This is a genomic window from Thioclava sp. 'Guangxiensis', from assembly GCF_045348365.1.
Lineage (GTDB): Bacteria > Pseudomonadota > Alphaproteobacteria > Rhodobacterales > Rhodobacteraceae > Thioclava > Thioclava kandeliae.
The window spans coordinates 269176-290281 of record NZ_CP155823.1 but is presented as its reverse complement, the minus strand read 5'-3'; the positions used below and the strand labels follow the sequence as shown (position 1 = coordinate 290281).

17 protein-coding genes and 1 riboswitch are annotated in these 21106 nt (G+C 62.0%); of the genes, 5 read left to right on the top strand and 12 right to left on the bottom strand.

What is annotated here, in order from left to right; translation table 11 throughout:
* Positions 1-30: 30 nt before the first annotated feature.
* Positions 31-4692, bottom strand: coding sequence for a hypothetical protein (locus ABEB22_RS14845; protein ID WP_349295735.1), 4662 nt, complete (start codon positions 4690-4692; stop codon positions 31-33).
* Positions 4693-4942: 250 nt separating this feature from the next.
* Here ABEB22_RS14845 and ABEB22_RS14840 point away from each other — a divergent pair, with 250 nt between their 5' ends.
* Positions 4943-5677, top strand: a complete 735-nt coding sequence (locus ABEB22_RS14840; RefSeq protein WP_349295734.1) for a hypothetical protein — start codon at positions 4943-4945, stop codon at positions 5675-5677.
* A gap of 39 nt (positions 5678-5716) precedes the next feature.
* Positions 5717-6214, top strand: a complete 498-nt coding sequence (locus ABEB22_RS14835) for a YdcF family protein (protein ID WP_339115023.1) — start codon at positions 5717-5719, stop codon at positions 6212-6214.
* Here ABEB22_RS14835 and parA read toward each other — a convergent pair.
* The 5 genes from parA to ABEB22_RS14810 all read right to left on the bottom strand — a co-directional run bounded on the left by parA (position 6198) and on the right by ABEB22_RS14810 (position 9600).
* Positions 6198-6821: a ParA family partition ATPase gene (gene parA, locus ABEB22_RS14830; RefSeq protein WP_339115022.1), complete on the bottom strand. Its 624-nt coding sequence runs from the start codon at positions 6819-6821 to the stop codon at positions 6198-6200. The two genes, ABEB22_RS14835 and parA, sit on opposite strands and share 17 nt — an antisense overlap.
* A 187-nt stretch (positions 6822-7008) precedes the next feature.
* Entirely contained in the window at positions 7009-7194 is a 186-nt protein-coding gene (locus ABEB22_RS14825; protein ID WP_339115021.1) for a hypothetical protein, read from the bottom strand.
* A 334-nt stretch (positions 7195-7528) separates the two neighbouring features.
* Positions 7529-8314, bottom strand: a complete 786-nt coding sequence (locus tag ABEB22_RS14820; protein WP_339115105.1) for a metal ABC transporter permease — start codon at positions 8312-8314, stop codon at positions 7529-7531.
* A 10-nt stretch (positions 8315-8324) separates the two neighbouring features.
* Positions 8325-9101 carry a metal ABC transporter ATP-binding protein gene (locus ABEB22_RS14815; protein ID WP_339115020.1) on the bottom strand — a complete coding sequence of 259 codons (777 nt, stop codon included), beginning with the start codon at positions 9099-9101 and terminating at the stop codon, positions 8325-8327.
* Positions 9091-9600, bottom strand: coding sequence for a Fur family transcriptional regulator (locus ABEB22_RS14810; protein WP_339115019.1), 510 nt, complete (start codon positions 9598-9600; stop codon positions 9091-9093). Before ABEB22_RS14810 ends, ABEB22_RS14815 begins: the two co-directional genes overlap by 11 nt.
* A gap of 89 nt (positions 9601-9689) precedes the next feature.
* Between ABEB22_RS14810 and ABEB22_RS14805 the strand changes: the two genes are divergently transcribed.
* Genes ABEB22_RS14805 through ABEB22_RS14795 form a run of 3 tightly spaced genes read left to right on the top strand, consistent with a single transcriptional unit; the run spans position 9690 to position 12013 of the window.
* Positions 9690-10718, top strand: coding sequence for a metal ABC transporter solute-binding protein, Zn/Mn family (locus ABEB22_RS14805; RefSeq protein ID WP_349295733.1), 1029 nt, complete (start codon positions 9690-9692; stop codon positions 10716-10718).
* Between the two features lie 55 nt (positions 10719-10773).
* Positions 10774-11511 carry a 2-dehydro-3-deoxygalactonokinase gene (locus tag ABEB22_RS14800; protein WP_339115017.1) on the top strand — a complete coding sequence of 246 codons (738 nt, stop codon included), beginning with the start codon at positions 10774-10776 and terminating at the stop codon, positions 11509-11511.
* A gap of 13 nt (positions 11512-11524) precedes the next feature.
* Complete coding sequence (locus ABEB22_RS14795; protein WP_339115016.1) at positions 11525-12013, top strand: MarR family transcriptional regulator; 489 nt, start codon at positions 11525-11527, stop codon at positions 12011-12013.
* A gap of 13 nt (positions 12014-12026) precedes the next feature.
* On the opposite strand, the gene ABEB22_RS14790 is transcribed toward ABEB22_RS14795, so the two are convergent.
* The 6 genes from ABEB22_RS14790 to thiC all read right to left on the bottom strand — a co-directional run bounded on the left by ABEB22_RS14790 (position 12027) and on the right by thiC (position 20805).
* Positions 12027-12251: a hypothetical protein gene (locus ABEB22_RS14790; protein ID WP_339115015.1), complete on the bottom strand. Its 225-nt coding sequence runs from the start codon at positions 12249-12251 to the stop codon at positions 12027-12029.
* A gap of 299 nt (positions 12252-12550) precedes the next feature.
* Positions 12551-13789: a tryptophan synthase subunit beta gene (gene trpB / locus ABEB22_RS14785; RefSeq protein ID WP_339115014.1), complete on the bottom strand. Its 1239-nt coding sequence runs from the start codon at positions 13787-13789 to the stop codon at positions 12551-12553.
* A gap of 125 nt (positions 13790-13914) precedes the next feature.
* The gene (locus ABEB22_RS14780) at positions 13915-16341 is read right to left on the bottom strand and encodes a membrane-bound PQQ-dependent dehydrogenase, glucose/quinate/shikimate family (RefSeq protein WP_349295732.1); all 2427 of its coding nucleotides are present in this window, start codon (positions 16339-16341) and stop codon (positions 13915-13917) included.
* 194 nt (positions 16342-16535) lie between these two features.
* The gene (locus tag ABEB22_RS14775; protein ID WP_339115012.1) at positions 16536-17429 is read right to left on the bottom strand and encodes a LysR family transcriptional regulator; all 894 of its coding nucleotides are present in this window, start codon (positions 17427-17429) and stop codon (positions 16536-16538) included.
* A 157-nt stretch (positions 17430-17586) separates the two neighbouring features.
* Entirely contained in the window at positions 17587-18789 is a 1203-nt protein-coding gene (locus ABEB22_RS14770) for a PLP-dependent aminotransferase family protein (protein ID WP_349295731.1), read from the bottom strand.
* A gap of 231 nt (positions 18790-19020) precedes the next feature.
* Entirely contained in the window at positions 19021-20805 is a 1785-nt protein-coding gene (gene thiC, locus ABEB22_RS14765) for a phosphomethylpyrimidine synthase ThiC (protein WP_349295730.1), read from the bottom strand.
* Between the two features lie 112 nt (positions 20806-20917).
* Positions 20918-21038: riboswitch (TPP riboswitch) on the bottom strand.
* Positions 21039-21106 lie beyond the last annotated feature (68 nt).

The following is a 21106-nucleotide window of genomic DNA, read 5'->3' as shown; positions in this document are numbered from 1 at the left end:
TTCAGGACCCGAATACAGGCTTCTTACATCTTAAACCAGAGCCTTATAGGCCGCAGCGACATCGGCAATCTGACTGGAGCTGAACGCATCCAGTTGCGTATTTGTGAAGGATTGCAGCTGCGTATAGGATAAAGCTGCAAGATTGGTTGCAGAAAGGCCCGCAAGCCCGTCGGTGCTGATCGACGAGACATCATCTGTCGAGAATGTCGCTAAGGCGGTGTTTTTGAAAGCCGCGACCTGTTCTGCGCTGAGTTCGGCCACCTGCTCCGGTGTCAGAGCTTCTGCCTGCTCCGAAGTGAGATTGGCAATCTGCTTGGTCGACAGCCCGGCGATGGCCGAAGGATCGATGGCTGCAATCTGAGCGGTGCTCAATGCAGCGGTCTTCTCTGTCCCGAGTGCTGCGATCTGAAGTGCGTTCAGAGCCGAGATCTGGGTTGTCTCGAGTGCCGCGACCTGATCGGTTCCGAGCCCCGCAACCTGATAGAAACTCAGCCCGCCGATCTGCGCCGAAGTGAGGGCGCCGATCTGCTCGTTATCGAAACTAGCAATCACGCTTGTCGGCAATCCCGAGATAGCACTTGCCGAAATCGATGCGATATCCTCACTCGACAGCGTGCCAAGCTGGTCTGATGTCAGTGCAGACATCTGGGTGGCCGTGAGATTGGCAAGCTGCTCGGCCGTGAAGGCATCAAACTGCGCGGTGCTCAAAGACGTGATCTGGGTCGTGGTAAATCCGGCCACTGCGGTCGCCTTGAGCGCCCCGATCTGATCAGTGGAGATTGCGGCGAGCGCCGAGAGGGACAGATCATCAAGCTGGGTCGAGCTGAACGCCGCCAGCTGCTCGTCCGACATTTGCGGAATCTGCGTCTCGGTGAGTGCAGCCACCTGTTTTGCGCTCATGGCCGAAATATGTGCAGTCGTCAGGTTCTCGATCTCGTCGGAGGACAGCGCCGAGATCGTGCTTGCGGGAATACCCGAGAAGGCCGTGCTGCTGATCGCAGCGATCTTGTCGCTATCGAATGTCGCGAAACCTTCGGAGCTGATGGCACCGATCTGGCTGGCACTCATTGCTGCAATCTGGGTTTCGGTCAACCCCTCGATCTGGTCCGCCTCAAGACCCGAGATCTGCGTGGCAGTCAGCCCAGAGATCGCGCTGGTACTCAGTGCTTCGATCTGGTCCGCCGTCAACGGGTCAAACGCCGAGGCATCCATTCCGCCAATTTGCGTCGAGGTCAGCGCGGCAATTTGGGTTGTGCTCAGCCCGCTGATCTGGTCGTCACGCATCGCATTCAGCTGTGCCGATTTGAGCCCTGCAATCTGCGTGGCGCTAAGACTGTCCATCTGGCTCTGGCTGAACAGCGCAATCGCATCCGTGTTGATGCCTGAGATCGCGCTCGCACTCAGCGCCTCGATCTGGTCGGCAGAGAACTGCTGTAAAGCACCGTCGCTGATCGCGCTCACCTGATCGGCTGTCAGGCCAGAGATCTGTGTCGTCGTGAGGGCCAGAATGCTTGAATCCTCCAGCGCGGCAATCTGATCCTCTCCCAACCCCCCTATTGCGGCCGCGCTCAAGGCGCCCACCTGCTCGATGCTCAGCGAGCCCACAACTTCTTCCGTTAGCCCCGATGCCTGAATCGCGCCAAAAGCGGCCATCTGCGTCGTCGACAGCGCGGAAACCTGTGCGCTTGACAGGGCAGCGACCTGCTTGGCGGTCAAGGCACCGATCTGGGTTGTGGTCAGTGCATCCATCTTGGCACTGTCGAAGGCCTCGATCGCATCGGTCGAAAGGGCGGTGATCGCGGCGGCGCTCAACCCGCCGATCGCATCATCCGACATCGCCTCGATCATGCCTGCCGTCAGCGCACCCGCCTGGGTTGCGGTAAAAGCCGCGACCTGATCGTCGCTGAAGGCTGCAATCTGGTCGATGGATAGAGCCTCGACCTGATCCGCCGTAAGCCCCGATACGGCAGCGGAATCGATCGCCGCAATCTGGTCGGTGCTGAAGCCTGACAACCCTTCGGCGGTAAACGCACCCATCTGGGTGGCAGAAAGCGCCTCAATCTGGTCGGCGGTCAGCGCCTCGATCTGGCTGGCCGATAGGGCCGCGATATGGGTGGCTTTCAGTGCCGCGACCTGCTTGGTGGTCAACGCTTCGACCTGCTCGCCGGTCAGCGATTGCAGCTGATCGGTGGACATCCCCGCAAGCGATGCGGCCTTGATGGACGAAATTGTCTCAGGCGATAGCGCCGCGAGGCTCTCACCGCTCAAGGCCGCGACCTGCGTGGCGCTGATGGCCGCAAGCTGACTGCTGGTCAGCGCCTTGACCTGCGTCTCGTTCAGCCCCTCGATCTGGTCCGCCGTGAAACCGGCGATCGCCGAGGCGCTGATCGCGGCAATCTGGTCTGCCGAAAGCGCCTGCACCACATCCTCGTCCAGCGCGGCGATCTGACCAGAGGTCAGGGCACCGATCTGGTCTTCCGACAGCGCGGCGATCTGGGCGGTGCTGAGTGCCGCGATCTGGGTGGTTTTCAACCCTTTGATCTGGGTCGTGCTCAGGGCGCCAAGCTGGGTCTCATCAAGGCTCGCGATCGCTTCGGTGGACAGACCCGAAATCCCGGCCGCGCTGATCGACGAGAGCGCATCGGCGCCAAGGGATTGCACTGCCTCTGTCGAGAGAGCCGCGGTCTGGGTCGCAGTCAGCTTCGAGAGCTGCGTCTCGGTAAAGGCCGCCAGCTGGTCGGTAGACAGCGCCTCGATCTGCTCCACGCTAAGCCCAGCAATTCCTTTTGCCGACAAAGCCGCGATCTGGGTTCCGCTCAGCTGGCCGATCATTTCCGCCGAAAGCGCCCCGACCTGCGTGCCGGTCAACGCCGCGACCTGGGTCTCGCCCAGTGCCGCGACCTGATCACCGGTGAGCGCGGCGATCTGGGTCGATTTCATCGCCGCCGTCTGCGCCGCGGTCAACGCGGAGATGTGATCAGTGCTGAGGGCCGCAACCTGATCGGTGCTGAGGCCCGCAATCGCGACATTGGACAGAGCGGCGAAGCTGTCGGTGGACAGCGCTGCAAGGGTGTCCGTCGAGATATTGGCGACCTGCGCCGACGTCAGTTTCTTTAACTGCGAGTTGCTAAGTGATTCGAGTTGATCCGTGCTCACGACCTGCATCTGGGCGCTGGTCAGGCCGCTGATCGCCCCCAGAGCGACGCCGGAGAACTGTTCCGCGCTCAGAGCGGAGACGGCCTCTGTCGAGAGTGCTGCCACCTGCTTTGCCCCCAGCGCCGCGATCTGCGAACTGCCGAGCGCGCCGATCTGCTCGGTCGCGAGGCTCGAGATCTGCGTCGTGTGCAGAGCTGCGATCTGCTTCGAGGTCAGGGACTGGATCTGGTCGGTGGTCAGGGACTGGAGCTGGTCCTCGGAAAGGCTCGTCAGCGAGGTCGATTTGATCGACGCGATGGCGCTCGTGGAGAGCGCGGACAGGGTCTCGGAGGGGATGGCCGCAACCTGAGAGGCGCTCAGCTTCGAGATCTGCGTGATCGTCAGCGACTGGATCTGCTCCGTGCTCATGACCCCGATCTGTGAGGTCTTCAGGCCGGAAATCGAGCCGCTCGCAATGGAGGCGACCTGACTTGTGGACATCACGGCGATGCTGTCTTGCGGCAAAGCGCTGATCTGCTTGCTCGACAGGCTCTTGATGAAGCTCGTGGGCATCGAGGCCACCTGATCGGTGGTGAAGGACGCGACCTGCGTGGTGCTCATGGCCGCGATCTGGGCGGATTTGAAGCTGCCCATCTGCTCGGCGGTCAGCGCCGAGACCGCATCCGTTTTCAACCCCGAGATGGAGGTAGTCTTGATTGCTTTCAGCGCGTTGGTCGACAGCGACGTCGCGTTGACGCCAAGCGCGCCGATCTGTGTACTGCTGAGGGTGGCCACCTGCCCTGCGGTCAGCGCGCCGATCTGGTCGGTCGTCAGATTGGAAAACTGGTCACTGCTCAGGCCGGTGATTGCGCTGGCGGAGATATTGGCGATCTGGTCGGTGCTGAAGCCTGCAAGGATTTCTGTCGAGACGGAGCGCAGCTGTGATGCGGTCAGCGCGCTCATCCGGGCCGGATCCATCGCGGCCCATTGCTCGGCACTGAGGGCCGCGATCTGCGCGGGTTTCATCGCACGGAGTTGGGTCGCGCCGAAAGAGGCGACCTGATCGGTCGACAGGCTCTCGATCGCATCAGTGCTGATCCCGCTGACCGAGGCGTAATTCAGCGCCGCGATATCCTCGGTCGAGAACGAGGCGATGGCCTCTGCGGACATCGCGGAGAGCTGCTTGGCGGTGGCACCCGCCAGCTGCGTGGGTGTCAGGGCCTCGATCTGGTCGGTGGTCATGCCGGCGATCTGGTCGCTCGACATGGCGGCGAATTGCGAGCGGGTGAAACCCGTCATCTGCTCGTCCGAGAGACTCGAGATCTGGGCAAGCGTCATACCCGACATGGCCGTCGAGGAGATATAGGAGAGCTGCTGGGTGCTGAGATTGGACACGACCTCCTCGCTCAACGCCGAGAGCTGGGTCGCCGAGAACGCGCTTAGTTGCGATTTCGTCAGGCTGGAGGCTACCGAACTGTCCCACGTCTTCAGGGTATCACTCGACAGAGAGCGGATCTGCGTTGCGGTCAGGGTGGAAGAATATCCGATAGCGGCCATACTGGTCTCCTCTTTTTCACGGAGACTATCGCGCAACGTACTTAAGGAGTGGTGAACCGCCGCCTTCAAATATCCTTTAGGTTTTAGAGATTTCCGATGTCTTCTTCTGATGGGATTCGCGACGGAAAGAGGCCGGACAAACGATACAAGTCCCTTGGGGCACAACCTTAACGAGATAAATCTTGGTGAACGGGGGTGTCTGTGCGACCCTGACTGCGGGGGTGGACAGCCCGAACGGGAGGTTCTCGCAATGCACACCGCGTTTCTTGCCACGATTGCGCTCTGTCTGACGACACTCTGTCTCGCGAAACCTGCGGGCGCGGGCCCGTGGATGCGCGAGAAAGGCACCGCTTTTCTGTCCTTCGGACATGAATTCGCAGGGCGGGAGGCACAATGGACCAGCCTTTATGCCGAATATGGGCTAAGCGCGCGCAATACGCTCGTGCTCGAGTACGGGCGTGGCGAGAAATCCGAGGAGATCTGGCTGGGATGGCAGATCCCGCTCCTGCCGCCCGAGAGGCATCAGAAGCTGTCTCTTGGCACATGGATCGGCGAGCGAAAGCTCGATGGCGAGGGCGTTCAGATGTATGGGGTCGGGCTCAACTGGGGGATGGGCTTCACCGATCCGCTCTGGCGCAAGAATGGCTGGCTGGCCGCCGAGTTCCGCCATATGCGCGCGCCCGAGACTGTCACCTATGACCCCGCTGCCGAAGGGATCGACCCGATGACGCTCCCCGACCCGAGCCACCTGCACTCGCAGAGCTTCTCCAAGCTTGATCTGACGGTCGGGTGGCATCTACGGCAGGACTGGATGGGGTTCGGGCAACTCCTGCTTTACAAGCCCGATAATGACGATCTCTCGAGCAGCCTTGCCGTGTCTCTGGTGAAAGACTTCCGGCGCGCCCAGTTGCAGATCGGCATGGTGGCGCCGCTGGCTGATGGGCAGGAGCCAAGATTGAAACTTGCGCTCTGGTCCACATTCTAGGTGCTGGACGTTTTGCGTCTGTGTGCCTAGATCCGTCCTATGGGCGATACGGTTATTCTCATTCTCGGTGCCGCGGTCTGGGATGGCGGACAGGCCTCTCCCGCGCTGCGCAGGCGGGTGCTGCACGGACTGGCGCTCTGGCGGGAGGATCCCGCGCGCCGGATCATCTGCTGCGGCGGCCTCGGGCGCCATGCTCCGAGCGAGGCCGATGTCATGGCGCAGATCCTGCGCGCCCATGGCGTGCCGCGCGGGCGCATCACGCTCGAGGCGCGCTCGACCGATACGATCAGCAATATCGGCAACGCGCTGGCGCTCGATCCCGATCTCGCGCAGGCGCGTGTAATCGTGGTGAGCGACCGCTACCACTGCCTGCGGGCGGGGCTGATCGCACGTGGTTACGGGCTGGATGTCACCACCAGCAGCCCCGACCCTTCCGCCATCAGCCGCCGCAGCTATGCGCGGGCCTGGGCGCGCGACCGCTTCGCGCTGCTGAAAACCGGCTGGTGGTTGCTCGGGCGCCTCAGGAAGCGATGCTGAGCTCTTCCAGCAGAGCCGTAATTTCGTCCCATGCAGGGCTACGCTTGACCTCCACCACCGACAGCCCCTGCCCCAGGGTCTCGGCATAGACCACACGGTTGGCCAGCGTCGCGCCCATCAGTTGCGCCTCCAGTTCGGAGGCGGCCTGTGCGACCTCCAGCCCCAGCCGGGTGTTGCTTTTCACGCGGTTGAGCAGGATACGGGGGCTTTTCCCGCAGCGGCGTGCAAGATCAAGCACACCCTCTGTAGCCCAGAGATCGACATGGCTGCCCGCCACCGGCACGAGGATCTCGTCCGCCTCGCGCAACGCCGGACGCAGGTCGCTATCGACCTTGGGCGGCGTGTCGACGATCACCACGTCATATTCGCGTTTCAGCTTCTCGCATTCATAGCTGACACCCCAAGAGGACGAGGTTCCGAACCCCACCTGCGGGTCCTCCAACGCCTCGCGCCGTGTCATGAACCAGCGACCAAGCGAGCCTTGCGGATCGGTATCCAGAAGGGCCACACGATACCCAGCACGCACCAGTCCGATCGCCAGATTGACCGCAACGGTCGTCTTGCCTGCCCCGCCTTTTTGTTGCGCGACCGTAATCACCTTACCCAAAACGAACCTCCCCCTTGGCATCGTTCAGGCCCCATGGCCATGATGCGCCTCACAGCCTCAGGTTAAGTCCGCAGCAATCCCGGTTGCAATCGCGAAAGCAAAGGATGGCCCCTAGAACACTGCGCCAAAATGAAAAACGCCGGAAAGCTGAGCTTTCCGGCGTTTTCCATGAAATCAGTCGAACTGATTAGTCAGCCGCAGCAACTGCGATACCGACCAGCAGCAGAACCGGGATCAGGATCGCGGCGTTGGACGACGAACCTTTTTCAACAACAACCGGCTCCGGCTCAACGACCGGTGCGGTGTAGCCGCCTGCAAAAGCGGTGGAAGCCGAGAGACCGGCGACGAGTGCGAGGGTAGCGATTTTTTTCATAGTAATCTCCGTCATTACCGTAGAGAGCCGCCAAAAATGCAGCATCGTTGGCGACGATTGCACAGGCTCACGAAATTGCAAAGGGGGAATCTCAAGCCCTCCACGCGCGACTGTGATATGTGTTGCACTTTAGCACGGTTTTTTAAGGTTTTCGGCCACACCAGCCTTACCACATTGGGTATAAGGCGCGCAGTATGTTGTTTAGGCTCGAAAAACTGAAGTTTTTCACGAGAATCAGGGAACCCGATCTCTCACGGTGACGTTCATGCGATCACGCCGAGCTCCGACAGGCTGCAAATGTCTGGCATTTACCCGACTCGGCGCGAAAAACGACTCAGTCGCGGCGTCCGAAGAGCAGAATCACCACGAAAAACAGCGCCCCGCTGACTACGATCGAGGGCCCCGCAGGGGTGTCCCAAGTCATCGAGCCCCAGATACCGCCCCCGACAGAAGCCATGCCGATGCCGGTCGCGAAGAGCGCCATCGACTCGGGACTGCGCGAAATCCGCCGCCCGGCGGCGGCCGGAATGATCAGGAGCGCAGCAATCAGGAGTGCCCCTACAATCTTGATCGCCACTGCCACCGTCAGCGCCAGCGCGACCGTCAGGACCAGTTGTTCCTTACGGGCATCGATACCGGTGGATTTGGCCAGAGCCTCGCTGACAGTGGCGGTCAGCAGGTTCTGCCAGCGCCAGACCAGAAGCCCCAGCACCACGAGGCTGCCGCCCCAGATGACCGCCAGATCCATGCGCGAGACGGCGAGGATATCGCCAAAGAGCCATGCCGACAGATCGACGCGCAGCCCGCTGATAAAGGACGCCGCCACCAGACCTATGGCCAGTGCCGCGTGGGCCAGCACGCCCAGAATGGTATCGGCGGCATAGCCACGCCCCGAGAGCCGCGCCACGGTCAGCGCCATCAAGAGCGCCATGCCCAAAGTGCCGGCATAGACCGAAATACCGAAACCCAGACTGATCGCCACACCAAGGATCGCCGCATGCGATGTCGCATCGCCGAAATAGGCCATACGCCGCCAGACGACGAATGCGCCCAGAGGGCCTGTGGCAAGACAGAGCCCCACCCCTGCCAGCACCGAGCGCAGCAGGAAATCATCAAAAATCGCCATCATCTTATGTGCTGCTCTCTGTCAGGTGGTCATGCGCGGGATGGGCCATGCAATGCCCATCCGCATCATGGTCGTGATCGTGATGGTGCTGGTAGAGCGCGAAGGCCCCGCCGGTGCCCAATCCGAACAATGCGCGGTATTCGGGCGCCTCGGAGACAATCGCGGGTGTGCCCTGACAGCAGATATGCCCGTTCAGGCAGATCACCCGATCAGAGGCGGACATCACCACATGCAGATCATGGCTGACGAGCAATACGGCACAGCCGGTCTCTCGGCGCACCTCCTCGATCAGCCTGTAGAAGGCCGCGGTCCCCGGCTGGTCGAGCCCCTGGGTCGGCTCGTCAAGGATCAGCACATCGGGCTTGGCCAGAAGCGCCCGCGCCAGAAGAACGCGCTGCAGCTGCCCGCCCGAGAGCCCCGAAAGCGGGCGCTTGCCGATATCCTCGACACCCACGCGGGCCAGAGCGGCCTGCGCGCGCGCGTTGCTGATCCGTTTGGGCAACGACAGGAAACGGCGCACAGTCAGCGGCAGGGTCGCATCGATATGCAGCTTCTGCGGCACATAGCCGATCACCAGATCCGCGGCCTTTACCACCTGCCCTGTGGCCAGCGGTGCCAGCCCGATCAGCGCTTTCACCAATGTGGATTTTCCCGAGCCGTTCGGCCCGACCACCGTGACGATCTCGCCGCGTTGAATTGTGAAATCAACCGCTTGCAGGACAAACTCATCCCCGTGCCGCACGCCCACATTCTCGGCGCGGATCAGACTGTCAGGCCGCATCGTCGGGCGCTTTCTGGGCACAGCGCGGGCACAGCCCCACCGCCTCGAGAGAGGCGCGCTCGACCTTGAAGCCGATCCCCGCCGCCGCCCTGTCCAGCTCCGCACGCACCGCCATGCCCGGAGCCTCGGCTACGGCATCGCAGCTCTCGCAGATCAGGAACACCGGCGCATGCTCCTCGCCCGCATGCAGGCAGGCGATGAAGGCATTGAGCCTGCGTATCCGGTGCACCAACCCGCTGTCACATAGGAAATCGAGCGCCCGATAGGCCACGGGCGGCTGTTTGCCATAGCCCTCATCCGCCAGACGCTCGAGCACCTCATAGGCGCCCATTGCGCGATGTTCCTCGAGCAGGATCTCCAGAACCCGCCGCCGCACGGGGGTCAGGCGCAGCTTCTGCTCGCTGACCAGCGCCTCGGCGCGCGACATCGCATGGCCGGCGCAATGGTGGTGGTCATGGGCCTCGAAAGCATTGGCGGTCTCGTTGTGCGGATGGGGCATGTTATAGCATCACATTCCTGCTTGACTTGTTAGGCTATTACATAAACAACACGGCCCGTGAAAACAAGTTTGTCCGGAAGGAACCACCCATGACCCGTATGACGCTTCGCTTGGCCGCGACCCTTGGTGCCGTGACGGTCCTGCCCGCATTGGCGCAGGCCGATGTCCCTGCCGTCGTGACCGGCACACCGGTCGTCCAATCGCTTGTGGCGCAGGTCATGGGAGATCTGGGCGCGCCGGATGTGCTGCTCGACAAGGGCGCCGATCCGCATAGCTTCCAGCTGCGCCCGAGTCAGGCCCGCAGCCTGCAGAATGCCGATCTGGTGTTCTGGATCGGGCCGGAGCTGACCCCGTGGCTGGACCGCGCCATCGACACTCTGGGCAGCGCGACCGCAATTTCGCTCCTACATGCCGACGGCACGATCCAGCAGCAATTCGCAACCCCGGAACTGGTGCCGGATGAGGACGCGCATGATCACGACGCGGAGCATGGCGACGAGGCGCACGATCACGAAGACCATGACCACGACCATGATGCGGCCCATGCAGAGCATGAGCATGCGGACGAACACGGGGAAGAGCATCACCATCATTCCGGCCTCGATCCCCATGCGTGGCTGAACCCCGATAATGCCGAGATCTGGCTGGATATCATCGCCAAGGACCTGTCTGAACAGGACCCCGAAAACGCCCAGACCTATGCCGCCAATGCCAAGGCGGCGATCGCAAGGCTCAAAGAGCTTGATGCGGATCTGGCCAACCAGCTTGCGCCCGCCAAAGACAAACCCTTTGTCGTTTTTCATGCCGCTTATGGCTATCTGGCCCAGCATTACGGGCTCGAAATCGCGGGCAGCGTCAATGCGGGTGATGCCGCAACCTCGGGGGCCGCGCATCTGCAGGAGTTGCACGACGCCTTTGCCGCAGGTCATATCACCTGCGCCTTCCCCGAAGCGCAGCATGACCCCAAGCAGATCCAGATCCTGCTTGATGGCACGGATGTGAAGCTTGGTGGTGCGCTCGACCCGTCGGGCAGCTCGCTCAATTACGGTCCGGATCTCTATGCCACCCTGATGTCGGATCTGGCGGATAAGCTGAGCGATTGCCTCGTGGCGGAGTAAGGCCTTGCCCCCGCGTCCTGCCCATGTTTTCTAGGGCAGGATCAAGGAGGACGGTATGACGGCATGGCTGGCGGGCGCATTGGATGGCGCCCGACTACATCTTTGGGACGATCAGGCCCAGACACCGCGGATCAGGGCGCTCGACGGTGCCGATGCGCAAACGGTGATCGCGCAGGAAATGGACCGGCTCGGGGCCGAGCGGGCGGCGCTTGCGGGCGCGGAGGGGGCGGTGCTGCGCATCCCGTGCAAACCCGCGCGGCCCGAGGGACCGGCCCATCAGTTGCGGCTCCTCCCCAAGCTGGTGCAGGACCATCCCGCCTGCGAGGTCACGCCGCGCGAGGTCGCGCTGATTGCTGGCCTTCTGAAAGCGCGTCCGCAATTCGACGGGGTTGTCGCCATCACCGGAGAGACCACGCTCTGGGCGCAGATCTCGGCGGAAGAGGTGGTTTCGATCACCCGCACCGCGACGGGACGGCTTTTCGCGGCGCTTGGCGGGGGCCACCCCCTGCCCCCCGATGCCGCGTTCGAGACCGCACTCTCCGAGACCCGTGCCCGCCCCGAGCGACTGATGCGCGAGCTGGCGCAGCCCATGCCCAAGGCGCAAAGCCTGCTGGGCGCGCTGATCGGCGCCGAGCTGTGCGATACCAAACCATGGTGGCTCGGGCAGCAGGTTCTGGCCTTCGGGCCTTTCGCAACCGCGCTGAGTCATGCATTGTCGCTACAGGGTGTCGCCGCCACCGAAGGAGCCGCCGAACAGGCGGTTCTGGCAGGGCTGCGTAGCTATCTGGAATGAACGGATCCCCGAAATGACAACCTTGCCGCCGCTGGCGCGTATCCTGTCCGAGAATGCCGCCCAGTTGGGGCTCAGCCGTCCTGCGGCGCTCTGTCTGGGCGCAATCTGGCGCGCGGCGCAGAACCCTTCGGCGGAGGATCTGGTGACCATGCTCGGGATCTCGCGCTCCAATGTCTCGACCGCGCTGAAGGAGCTGCGCGAGATCGGGCTGGTTCAGCAGGCCCGTAGCCCCGGTTCGCGCAGGGATTTCTATGTGGCCGATGCTGATCCTTGGGCGCTTCTGCGCAAGATGATGATCGAGCGCCAGCGCAAGACCTTCGAGCCGCTGGCCGAAGCACTGACTGCCGCTTCAGGCGAGGATATGCGCCTGCCGGAACTTGCCGGGGTTGCTGCACAGATGAACGCCTGGCTGCGCAAGCTGACCGCACTCGACCCCGAGATGCTGTCCAAAGTCACAGCAGCCGATCCCGAAAAGGCGCTGAAGAAAAAGAAGAAATCTTGATCGGCTCAGCCATTTAATAGGTGCCGAAATCATTATAGGGAGTGTCAAGCGCGATACAGGCATAAGCCTCGAGAAGCGCCTGACGCGTCTGGTCCGTTTCTTCGACAAAGCGGAAGTCCATTGCCCGTATACGGGCCTTCGCCGCGCTGAAGGCCTCTGCATAATCGGGCCGCAAGATCAGATCCGCACGACCTTCGCCTTTGCGGTAGCTGGCTTTGTGCCCGACCGATTCAGCCATCAATTTCCATGCAAAAGAAGCTTGGTTATGGCGTGCAGCTGGCCCGCAATGAAGACGATATCGATACGATATACGGTTCGAGCGCCCAACATATAGCGGACGATCGGCTTCGCTGAATAGGTAAACACCACTGCGCGGCGTACCCTGATGAGACGGGGCGACACCCCGCAGGGGCTGCATCGCCATCAGTCGTTCAAAAGACGGATGCAGTTCCTCGATAGCAGAAGAAAATCGTGGATGCATCGCTATCTCCTCCGCGCTTTACATAAAGCGACGGGGCCACGCGGGCCCCGTCTTGATCAGCGGTCGGTCTGGATATCGAAGCCCAGATGTTTCGCCACGGCGAAGATGTCCTTATCGCCACGCCCGCACATATTCATCACGATGATATGGTCCTTGGGCAGGGTCGGTGCGAGCTTGATCACATGACCCAAAGCGTGGCTGGGCTCAAGTGCGGGGATGATCCCTTCGGTCCGGCAGGAGAACTGGAACGCCTCGAGCGCCTCCTTGTCGGTGATCGAGACATATTTCGCGCGGCCGATATCATGCAGCCAGGCATGTTCCGGACCGATGCCCGGATAGTCCAGCCCTGCCGAGATCGAATGGCCCTCGAGGATCTGGCCATCATCATCCTGCAAAAGATAGGTGCGGTTGCCATGCAGCACGCCCGGACGTCCGCCGGTGAGCGAGGCGCAATGCTCCATCTTCTCGTCAACGCCATGGCCACCGGCCTCGACGCCGATGATATTGACCGATGCGTCATCAAGGAAGGGGTAGAACAGGCCCATCGCGTTCGAGCCACCGCCAATGGCCGCGATCACGGTATCGGGCAGACGGCCCTCGCCCTCCTGCTCGGGCAGTTGCCAACGCACTTCCTTACCGATGATGGACTGGAAATCGCGTACCATCGCGGGATAGGGATGCGGGCCAGCGACGGTGCCAATGCAATAGAACGTGTCGCGCACATTGGTCACCCAGTCGCGCAGTGCATCGTTCATCGCGTCTTTCAGCGTGCCGCGGCCCGAGGTGACGGGGACCACTTCGGCCCCCAGAAGACGCATACGGAAGACGTTGGGTGCCTGACGCTCGACATCGGTCGCGCCCATGTAAACGACGCATTTCAGGCCGAATTTGGCGCAGACCGTGGCCGTTGCCACACCATGCTGACCGGCACCCGTTTCCGCAATAATACGGGTCTTGCCCATGCGGCGCGCCAGAAGGATCTGGCCCAGCACGTTGTTGATCTTATGCGCGCCGGTATGGTTCAGCTCGTCGCGTTTGAGGTAGATCTTCGCGCCGCCCAGCTCTTCGGTCATGCGGGGCGCGAAATAGAGAGGCGACGGGCGGCCAACGTAATTCTTCCACAGATCGTCCATCTCGGCCCAGAAGGTCGGGTCCACCTTGGCACGCTCGTATTCGGCCTCGAGATCGAGGATCAGCGGCATCAGCGTCTCGGACACGAAGCGCCCGCCGAAAATTCCGAACCGGCCATTGTCATCCGGCACATTCATGAAGCTGTTGATCAGATCGTCGGCCATGGACCTCTCCCTTATGTTTGCTCCCGTTTAGCGCCGGATGGCGCGAAGATAAAGCGCCGCGTGACATGGGCAATAAAAACGGCGCGAGGTTGCCCCCGCGCCGCTTGTTTGTGGATGCTGTCGGATCACTTCTGATCGGGCAGCGCGTAGGCGATCACATAATCCCCGCGGTCAGGCGACTGGCGTGCGCCACCGGCCGAGATGAGGATATATTGCTTGCCGGTCTCGGGCGAGACATAGGAGATCGGGGTTCCCTGGCTGCCAACGGGCATACGGGCTTTCCAGATTTCCTTACCCGTCGCGCTGTCAAATGCGCGCAGATAGTAATCCTGCGTGGCGGCAAAGAACACGAGGCCGCCTTGGGTCGTCAGTGAGCCACCGATGGTCGGCATGCCGATGGGCATGGGCATGCCCATCTTCATCCCGAAGAGCACGGTGTCCTTGACGGTGCCCAGCGGCACTTCCCAGTTCACTTTCTGGGTCTTCATATCGACCGAGGTGAGCGAACCGAAGGGCGGCTCCTGACACGGAATCCCCAGAGGCGAGAGGAAGCGGTTCTTCATCACCGAATAGGGAGTGCCCTTGAGCGGCACGGCACCCATGCCCGCATTCACGGCTTCCGAGCCGTTCGACGCCGCCGCCTGACGTTCCTGCGGCTCCATATGGACCCAGAGACCCAGACGCATGTCGTTGATATACATAGTGTCTGCGGTCGGATCATAGGAGACGCCGCCCCAGTTCATGCCACCCAGCGATCCCGGGAAAGACAGCGAATAATCGGTGCCCGGCGCGGTAAAGAGACCCTCGTAGCGATAGCCCTTAAAGATATAGCGGCACATCAGCTGGTCGAAGGGGGTAGCGCCCCACATATCGGCCTCGGTCAGGGTCTGCGCCCCGATCTGCGGCATGCCCGAAGACACTGGCTGTTCCAGCGCATAGGGCTCGTCGGGGATGCCTGCGCCCTTCACGGTTTTGGTGGTGACATCGGTCAGCGGCTTGCCGGTTGCACGGTCAAGCACCCAGATCTGGCCCGCTTTGGTCCCGAAGGTCAGCGCGGGCGTGCCCTTGAAGTCGATCAGCGTCGGCTGCATCGGCACGTCGAAATCCCACAGGTCGTGATGGACGGTCTGATAGACCCATTTCTCGGCACCGGTGGTCGCATCGAGCGCCAGCATGGAGGCGCCGTATTTCTCGTCTTCCGGCGTGCGTTCCACACCCCAGAGGTCGATTGCGGCATTGCCCACCGGCATAAAGACGGTGTTCGAGGACGCATCATAGGTCATCGGCGCCCAGACGTTGGGGGTCGAACGGGTGAAGGCGGTTTCATCCGTCATCGGCCCTTCGATGGTCTGTCCCTTGGCACCCGGGTCAAAGGCCCAACGCATCGCACCCGTCATGACGTCGAAGCCACGCATCACACCGCCCGGCATGTCGATGGCGACGTTATCGGCCACACGGCCCCCGACCACGATGGTCGTGCCCGCGATCACCGGCGGCGAGGTCAGCGAGTAGAGCGGGCCCTGTGCCGCGCCCAGACCCTGCTTCAGATCGACCTTACCCTCGGTGCCGAAGCCCTCGCAGAGCGCGCCCGTATCGGCATCAAGCGCCACCAGAACCGCGTCGATCGTGTTCATCACGATGCGGCGCTGGCAGTTGGTGGCCCCCTCCGGCAGAACGGCCGGCAGAATCTGCGTCGCGTTCGGTGCGGTCGGCTGCTGGATCGGCGCGGTGGCGTCGAAATAGCCCAGGCCACGGCAGCGCACCCAGGTGCGGGTATCGGTCGGGAATTCGTGGCGCCAGTTTTCCTCACCCGTATCGACATTGACCGAAATCACGGTATTGGAGGCGGTGCACAGATAGATCTGGTCCCCGATCTGCAAGGGCGTGTTCTGGTCTTCCAGACCACCACCATTGGGGCTATTGGGGATTTCACCGGTACGGAAGGTCCACGCAACCTGCAGGTCTTTCACGTTGTCGCGGTTGATCTGGTCGAGTGACGCGAAGCGGTCCTCGTTGCCATCCGAACCATAGCTGGACCAGTCGAGCTGACGGGTAGCATCTGTCACCGGCACCTGACCGGTCGCGGCCACCGAATTATGGATGCCATGCGGCTGGAACATGCCCCAGACCAGACCGATGATCGCGATCAGCGCGACCACGGCCACACCCAGATTGGGCGCGGTCAGCGGTTTGCGGCCCGCGCGTTTCAGCGCCAGCGGTTGCACCAGCATCAGCACGAAGAAGGCGCAGAGGAAGGTGAAGATACGCGCATGCAGCGCCCAGAAATCAACGCCGGCTTCCCAGAAAGCCCAGAGGATGGTCAGGGCGAAGGCGATGGTATAGACCAGTGCGCCTTTCGAGCCGCCACGCGCCAGTTCGATACCGGTAACGAGGACGGCCAGACCCATGAGGAGATAGTACCAGCTGCCGCCGCGCGAGATCAGCATGCCGCCACCGATGGCAAGGCCAAGGCCCGCGACGGCGAATGCAACCCCGAGAACGATCAGTAGGGCCTTGGCCCAAGCCGATACGGAGGTGTTCGAGTCAGTCATTGATCAGGTTTCCCTTAGGAGGAGGTCGGAACCCGCGCGCCCTTCCCGTCTTCCCACCAGCCCCGATGAAAGCTGTGACAAAATGCCATCGTGCAAATCCGCGAAAGATCACGCTGTGTAACAATGGCGCTAGTTAACAGCTTTGTGCATCCGGTCCAGATTTGTTATCCGATGAAACAATTCGGATAATCCGATCAATCTGTCAGCGCCTTGACACCTTCATAGAGCAGATCACTCAGCGCCTTGGCCTCGACGGGCGGGTGGTCGACATTGCCCAGCATCAGATCGAGCCGCACATAGCGGCGGTGATCGACCTCTGTTTCGAGCGCGATCAGGCGCTTGGCCGCCAGTTCCTCTTGCACCTTGTGCAGCGGCAACCAGCCGAAACAGACCCCCTGCCGCACCGCCTCGATCGCACTTTCCACCCCCGAGACATACCAGATCCGGCCTTCGGTCACTGGAGGCTCGGGGCGTTCGTTATCGCGTTCACGCACGATCACCCGCAAATAGCGCACAAGATCGTTGTGGCGCAGGGCACCTTTAGCCTGCGCCAGAGGATGGTCTGGCCGGGCCACGGGTGCCATCAGCACCTCGTAGAGCGGGCGCCCTTCCATGCGGCGCGGATCGGGCAGACAGATCGCCAGATCGAACCTCTGATCCTCGAGCGCCGAGGCATAGGTCCGCTCGACCTCGCGCAGATCGATCCGCGTTTCGGGATAGCGCGCGATCACCTGCGAGATGGCCTGCATCAGGAGCGGCTTTGGGAAAAGGCTATCGACAACGATGCGCAGATCACGCTCCGCTTTGCCCGCGATCTCGGCCGCGCGGGCCTCGATCCGGCGCATATCCTCCAGCACCGGCAGGATCTCGGCCAGCAGCACCTTGCCGGTCTGTGTCAGCACGGCCCGCCTGCCCTGCACCTCCATGATTGTCACGCCCAGATTGTCCTGCAGCTTCGAGATGGCATAGCTGACCGAAGACTGGCTGCGTGACAGGATATGCGCGGCATCGGCAAAATTCCCGCATTTCACAACGGTTTGGAGAACGCTCCATTGCTCGAGCGTTGAACGCGGGATGGAATAGCTCATGCGGGGCCTGCTGGTTGCGCGGTCGACATGCCGCCGGACTGTCGCGACGGCAATCTAGCGTCCTCTGGCCGGATCGCAAGACCGGTTTCAGCACGCATGACGCCCATCAAAAAGCCCCCGCTTTCTGGAAAGCGGGGGCGGGATGACGTGCGGGCGGTTAGCGCAGGATGCGGCCGATCCGCGCGATGCCCTCGTCGATCTGTTCGTCGCTGGCACAGGAATAGCTCAGCCGCAGCGTGTTCTGGCCTGAACCATCGGCATGGAACGCCCCGCCCGGAACAAAGGCCACCTTCTCGTCGCGCACGGCTTTCGCCAGAAGCTCGGCGCCGTTCAGCTTGGGGTCGAATGTCAGCCAGATGAACATACCGCCCTCGGGGCGGGTGAAGCTGACCGAAGCCGGCATCTCGCGCTCGAGCGCGGCAATCATCCGGTCGCGGCGGGAGGCATAGACTGCTTTGATCTTGGCCACATGCTCGTGGAAGATCGCGCGGGCAACATGGTTGGTCACGATCTGGTTGAGGGTCGGCGAATGCAGATCGGCGGCCTGTTTCATCAGCACCAACCGGTCGATCACGGGCTTGGCCGCCACGACCCAGCCCACCCGCAGGCCCGGTGCCAGGGTCTTCGAGAAGGAACCGCAATAGATCGTACGGGTATTCTCGATGCCGCCTTTACGCTCGATATCGAGTGCGAGAATCGGAGGGATCGCCTCGCCATCGAAGCGCAGGTTCTGATAAGCGCCATCCTCGATGATCGCGCAATCGAGCGCCTCGGCCTGATCGAGCACACGCTCGCGGCCCTCGCGCGGGATGGTCTCGCCAGTGGGGTTGGCGAAATCGGCCGAGAGATAGGCGAACTTCACCTCGCCGCCGGCGGCTTTGGCCTCGGCTTTCAGCGTCTCGGGGTCGATATTCGACATCGGATCGAGCGGGATGTAGCGCGGCTCATAGGCATTGAACGCACCCAGAGCACCCAGATAGGTCGGGCGCATCACGGCGGCAGTATCGTTCTCGGTCAGCATCAGCTTGCCAAGATAGTCGAGCGCCTGCTGCGAGCCGGAGGTGATCATGATATTATCGACCGCGCAAGGCACGCCGATCTTTTCCATCTCGCCCACCAGCCATTCGCGTAGCGGACGGTAACCTTCGGAGACCGAATATTGCAGCGCCGCATGGCCGTTATTATCGGCCATCGTCGCGGCAAAGGCGTCGGAATAGGCCGTGCTCGGGAACAGGGTCGGGTCGGGAATGCCGCCCGCGAAGGAAATGATATCGGGCTGGTCGAGAAGTTTCAGCAGCTCCCGGATCTCCGAGGCTTTCATCCGGCCCGCGCGGCGTGCGAGCACTTTCGTCCAGTCCATTTTACGTCTCCTGCGTCTCGTCCGGGCGCGCACTGCCCTTACAGGCCGCCCTTTTTCACTTAATACCCTTCGGGTCCGTGCAGCGTTAGCGCCTAACGTAACCCTTCGCAAGACGGGCAAAGGTGAGATGATGCACAGAAAACCTACGCATCGGTCATAAAAACGAGAGCAATATTACAAACAGGGCGCCACGGACGCAAAATAATTTCCACGTCCGCAGCTTTGGGTTGATCAGGCCTCGCTTGGCTCGGGGATATAGAGCGCCCCGCCCTCGCGGAATTTCTCGGCCATTTTGTCCATGCCCTCCTGCCGCTGCGCCTCGGCGCGGATGTCATGGCTGATCTTCATCGAACAGAATTTCGGCCCGCACATCGAGCAGAAATGCGCGACCTTATGGGCCTCGGCCGGCATGGTCTCGTCATGCATGGACCGCGCGGTATCGGGATCGAGCCCGATATTGAACTGGTCCTCCCAGCGGAACTCGAAGCGCGCACGGCTGATCGCGTCATCGCGCCGCTGCGCACCCGGATGGCCCTTGGCAAGGTCCGCCGCATGAGCGGCCAGCTTATAGGTGATCACGCCCGTTTTCACATCGTCACGGTCGGGCAGGCCCAGATGCTCTTTCGGCGTCACATAGCACAGCATCGCGGTGCCGAACCAACCGATCATCGCCGCACCAATCGCCGAGGTGATATGGTCATATCCCGGCGCGATATCGGTAGTCAGCGGTCCGAGCGTGTAGAAAGGCGCCTCGTGGCAGTGCTTGAGCTGCTCGTCCATATTTGCCTTGATCTTGTGCATGGCCACATGGCCCGGCCCCTCGATCATCACCTGACAGTCCTTGGCCCATGCGATCTTGGTGAGTTCCCCCAGCGTGCGCAGCTCGGCGAATTGCGCCTCGTCATTGGCATCGGCAATCGAGCCTGGGCGCAGGCCGTCCCCCAGCGAGAAACTCACATCATAGCGGCGGCAGATATCGCAGATCTCGTCGAAATGCTCGTAGAGGAAGCTCTCGCGGTGATGGTGCAGACACCATTTCGCCATGATCGAGCCGCCGCGCGAGACGATGCCGGTAACGCGTTTGGCGGTCATCGGGATCATATGCAGACGCACGCCCGCATGGATGGTGAAGTAGTCCACCCCCTGCTCGGCCTGCTCGATCAGCGTGTCGCGGAAGATCTCCCAAGTGAGATCCTCGGCCACGCCGCCCACCTTTTCCAGCGCCTGATAGAGCGGCACCGTGCCGATCGGCACCGGAGAGTTGCGGATGATCCAGTCGCGGATATTGTGGATATTGCGGCCCGTCGAGAGGTCCATCACCGTGTCCCCGCCCCAGCGGATCGCCCAGACCATCTTCTCGACCTCTTCCTCCATCGAGGAGGTCACCGCCGAATTGCCGATATTGGCGTTGATCTTCACCTTGAAGTTACGCCCGATGATCATCGGTTCCAGCTCGCGGTGGTTAATATTGGCGGGGATAATCGCGCGGCCCTCGGCAATCTCGGTCCGCACGAATTCGGGCGTCACCAGATCGGGGAGGGTCGCGCCCATCGGGTCACCGTCGCGCGTATAAGCGGCCATACGGCCCTCGTTCTCGCGGATCGCCACAAACTCCATCTCGGGAGTGATGATCCCTGCGCGCGCATATGCCAGCTGCGTCACCGCGCGGTCACCCACGGCCCGCAGCGGCGGGCGCTGCACGGGGAACGGCGCTACCAGACGGTCGCCCTTGGCGAAACCGTTATCGGCATCGGTAATGGCGCGGCCCTCGTATTCCTCGATCTCGCCGCGTGCCTGCAGCCAGCCGCCACGGGTCTCGGGCAGGCCTTTGGCGATGTCGATCCGGGCGGCCGGATCGGTATAGGGCCCCGAACTGTCATAGACACAGAGCGCCTCTTCATTCGAGATCTCGATCTCGCGCATGGGCACGCGCAGCGCGTGGATATTACCTTCCTTATGCACCTTGCGCGAACCAATCAACGCGCCTGTGGTGATGGTCGGGATGATGTCTTTCATGTCGGTCTCCTCTTACGAAAAGACCCAACCAAAAACTGCGAGGGAATAGGCCACAGCTGACCCGGAAATGGGCCGGAGCGGCCCGAAAGGACCGCCCATGAGACATGGATGCGGAATTGCCCTTCGGTCTTCCTACGCCAGCATCAACTGGGTCAGGTTCAAAGGGTCGCGTCACCGGAATTACTTCCAATCAGCCTCTCAGTCCCTTGGGCGGGACTCCCCTGACGTGGGTGCAGACTTGCCGAAAATCGAGGCGGCGTCAATGGGCCTCTGCGGGGACCTTGCGGGTTTCCCCGCCGCG

Bases quoted from the DNA above. Each gene is read 5' to 3' on its own strand.
- ABEB22_RS14810 (WP_339115019.1), bottom strand. From the start codon at position 9,600: ATGCCCCATCCGCACAACGAGACCGCCAATGCTTTCGAGGCCCATGAC.
- ABEB22_RS14815 (WP_339115020.1), bottom strand. From the start codon at position 9,101: ATGCGGCCTGACAGTCTGATCCGCGCCGAGAATGTGGGCGTGCGGCAC.
- thiC (WP_349295730.1), bottom strand. From the start codon at position 20,805: ATGAAAGACATCATCCCGACCATCACCACAGGCGCGTTGATTGGTTCG.
- ABEB22_RS14805 (WP_349295733.1), top strand. From the start codon at position 9,690: ATGACCCGTATGACGCTTCGCTTGGCCGCGACCCTTGGTGCCGTGACG.
- ABEB22_RS14825 (WP_339115021.1), bottom strand. From the start codon at position 7,194: ATGAAAAAAATCGCTACCCTCGCACTCGTCGCCGGTCTCTCGGCTTCC.
- ABEB22_RS14775 (WP_339115012.1), bottom strand. From the start codon at position 17,429: ATGAGCTATTCCATCCCGCGTTCAACGCTCGAGCAATGGAGCGTTCTC.
- ABEB22_RS14780 (WP_349295732.1), bottom strand. From the start codon at position 16,341: ATGACTGACTCGAACACCTCCGTATCGGCTTGGGCCAAGGCCCTACTG.
- trpB (WP_339115014.1), bottom strand. From the start codon at position 13,789: ATGGCCGACGATCTGATCAACAGCTTCATGAATGTGCCGGATGACAAT.
- ABEB22_RS14795 (WP_339115016.1), top strand. From the start codon at position 11,525: ATGACAACCTTGCCGCCGCTGGCGCGTATCCTGTCCGAGAATGCCGCC.
- ABEB22_RS14845 (WP_349295735.1), bottom strand. From the start codon at position 4,692: ATGGCCGCTATCGGATATTCTTCCACCCTGACCGCAACGCAGATCCGC.
- ABEB22_RS14770 (WP_349295731.1), bottom strand. From the start codon at position 18,789: ATGGACTGGACGAAAGTGCTCGCACGCCGCGCGGGCCGGATGAAAGCC.
- ABEB22_RS14800 (WP_339115017.1), top strand. From the start codon at position 10,774: ATGACGGCATGGCTGGCGGGCGCATTGGATGGCGCCCGACTACATCTT.
- ABEB22_RS14835 (WP_339115023.1), top strand. From the start codon at position 5,717: ATGGGCGATACGGTTATTCTCATTCTCGGTGCCGCGGTCTGGGATGGC.
- ABEB22_RS14790 (WP_339115015.1), bottom strand. From the start codon at position 12,251: ATGGCTGAATCGGTCGGGCACAAAGCCAGCTACCGCAAAGGCGAAGGT.
- ABEB22_RS14840 (WP_349295734.1), top strand. From the start codon at position 4,943: ATGCACACCGCGTTTCTTGCCACGATTGCGCTCTGTCTGACGACACTC.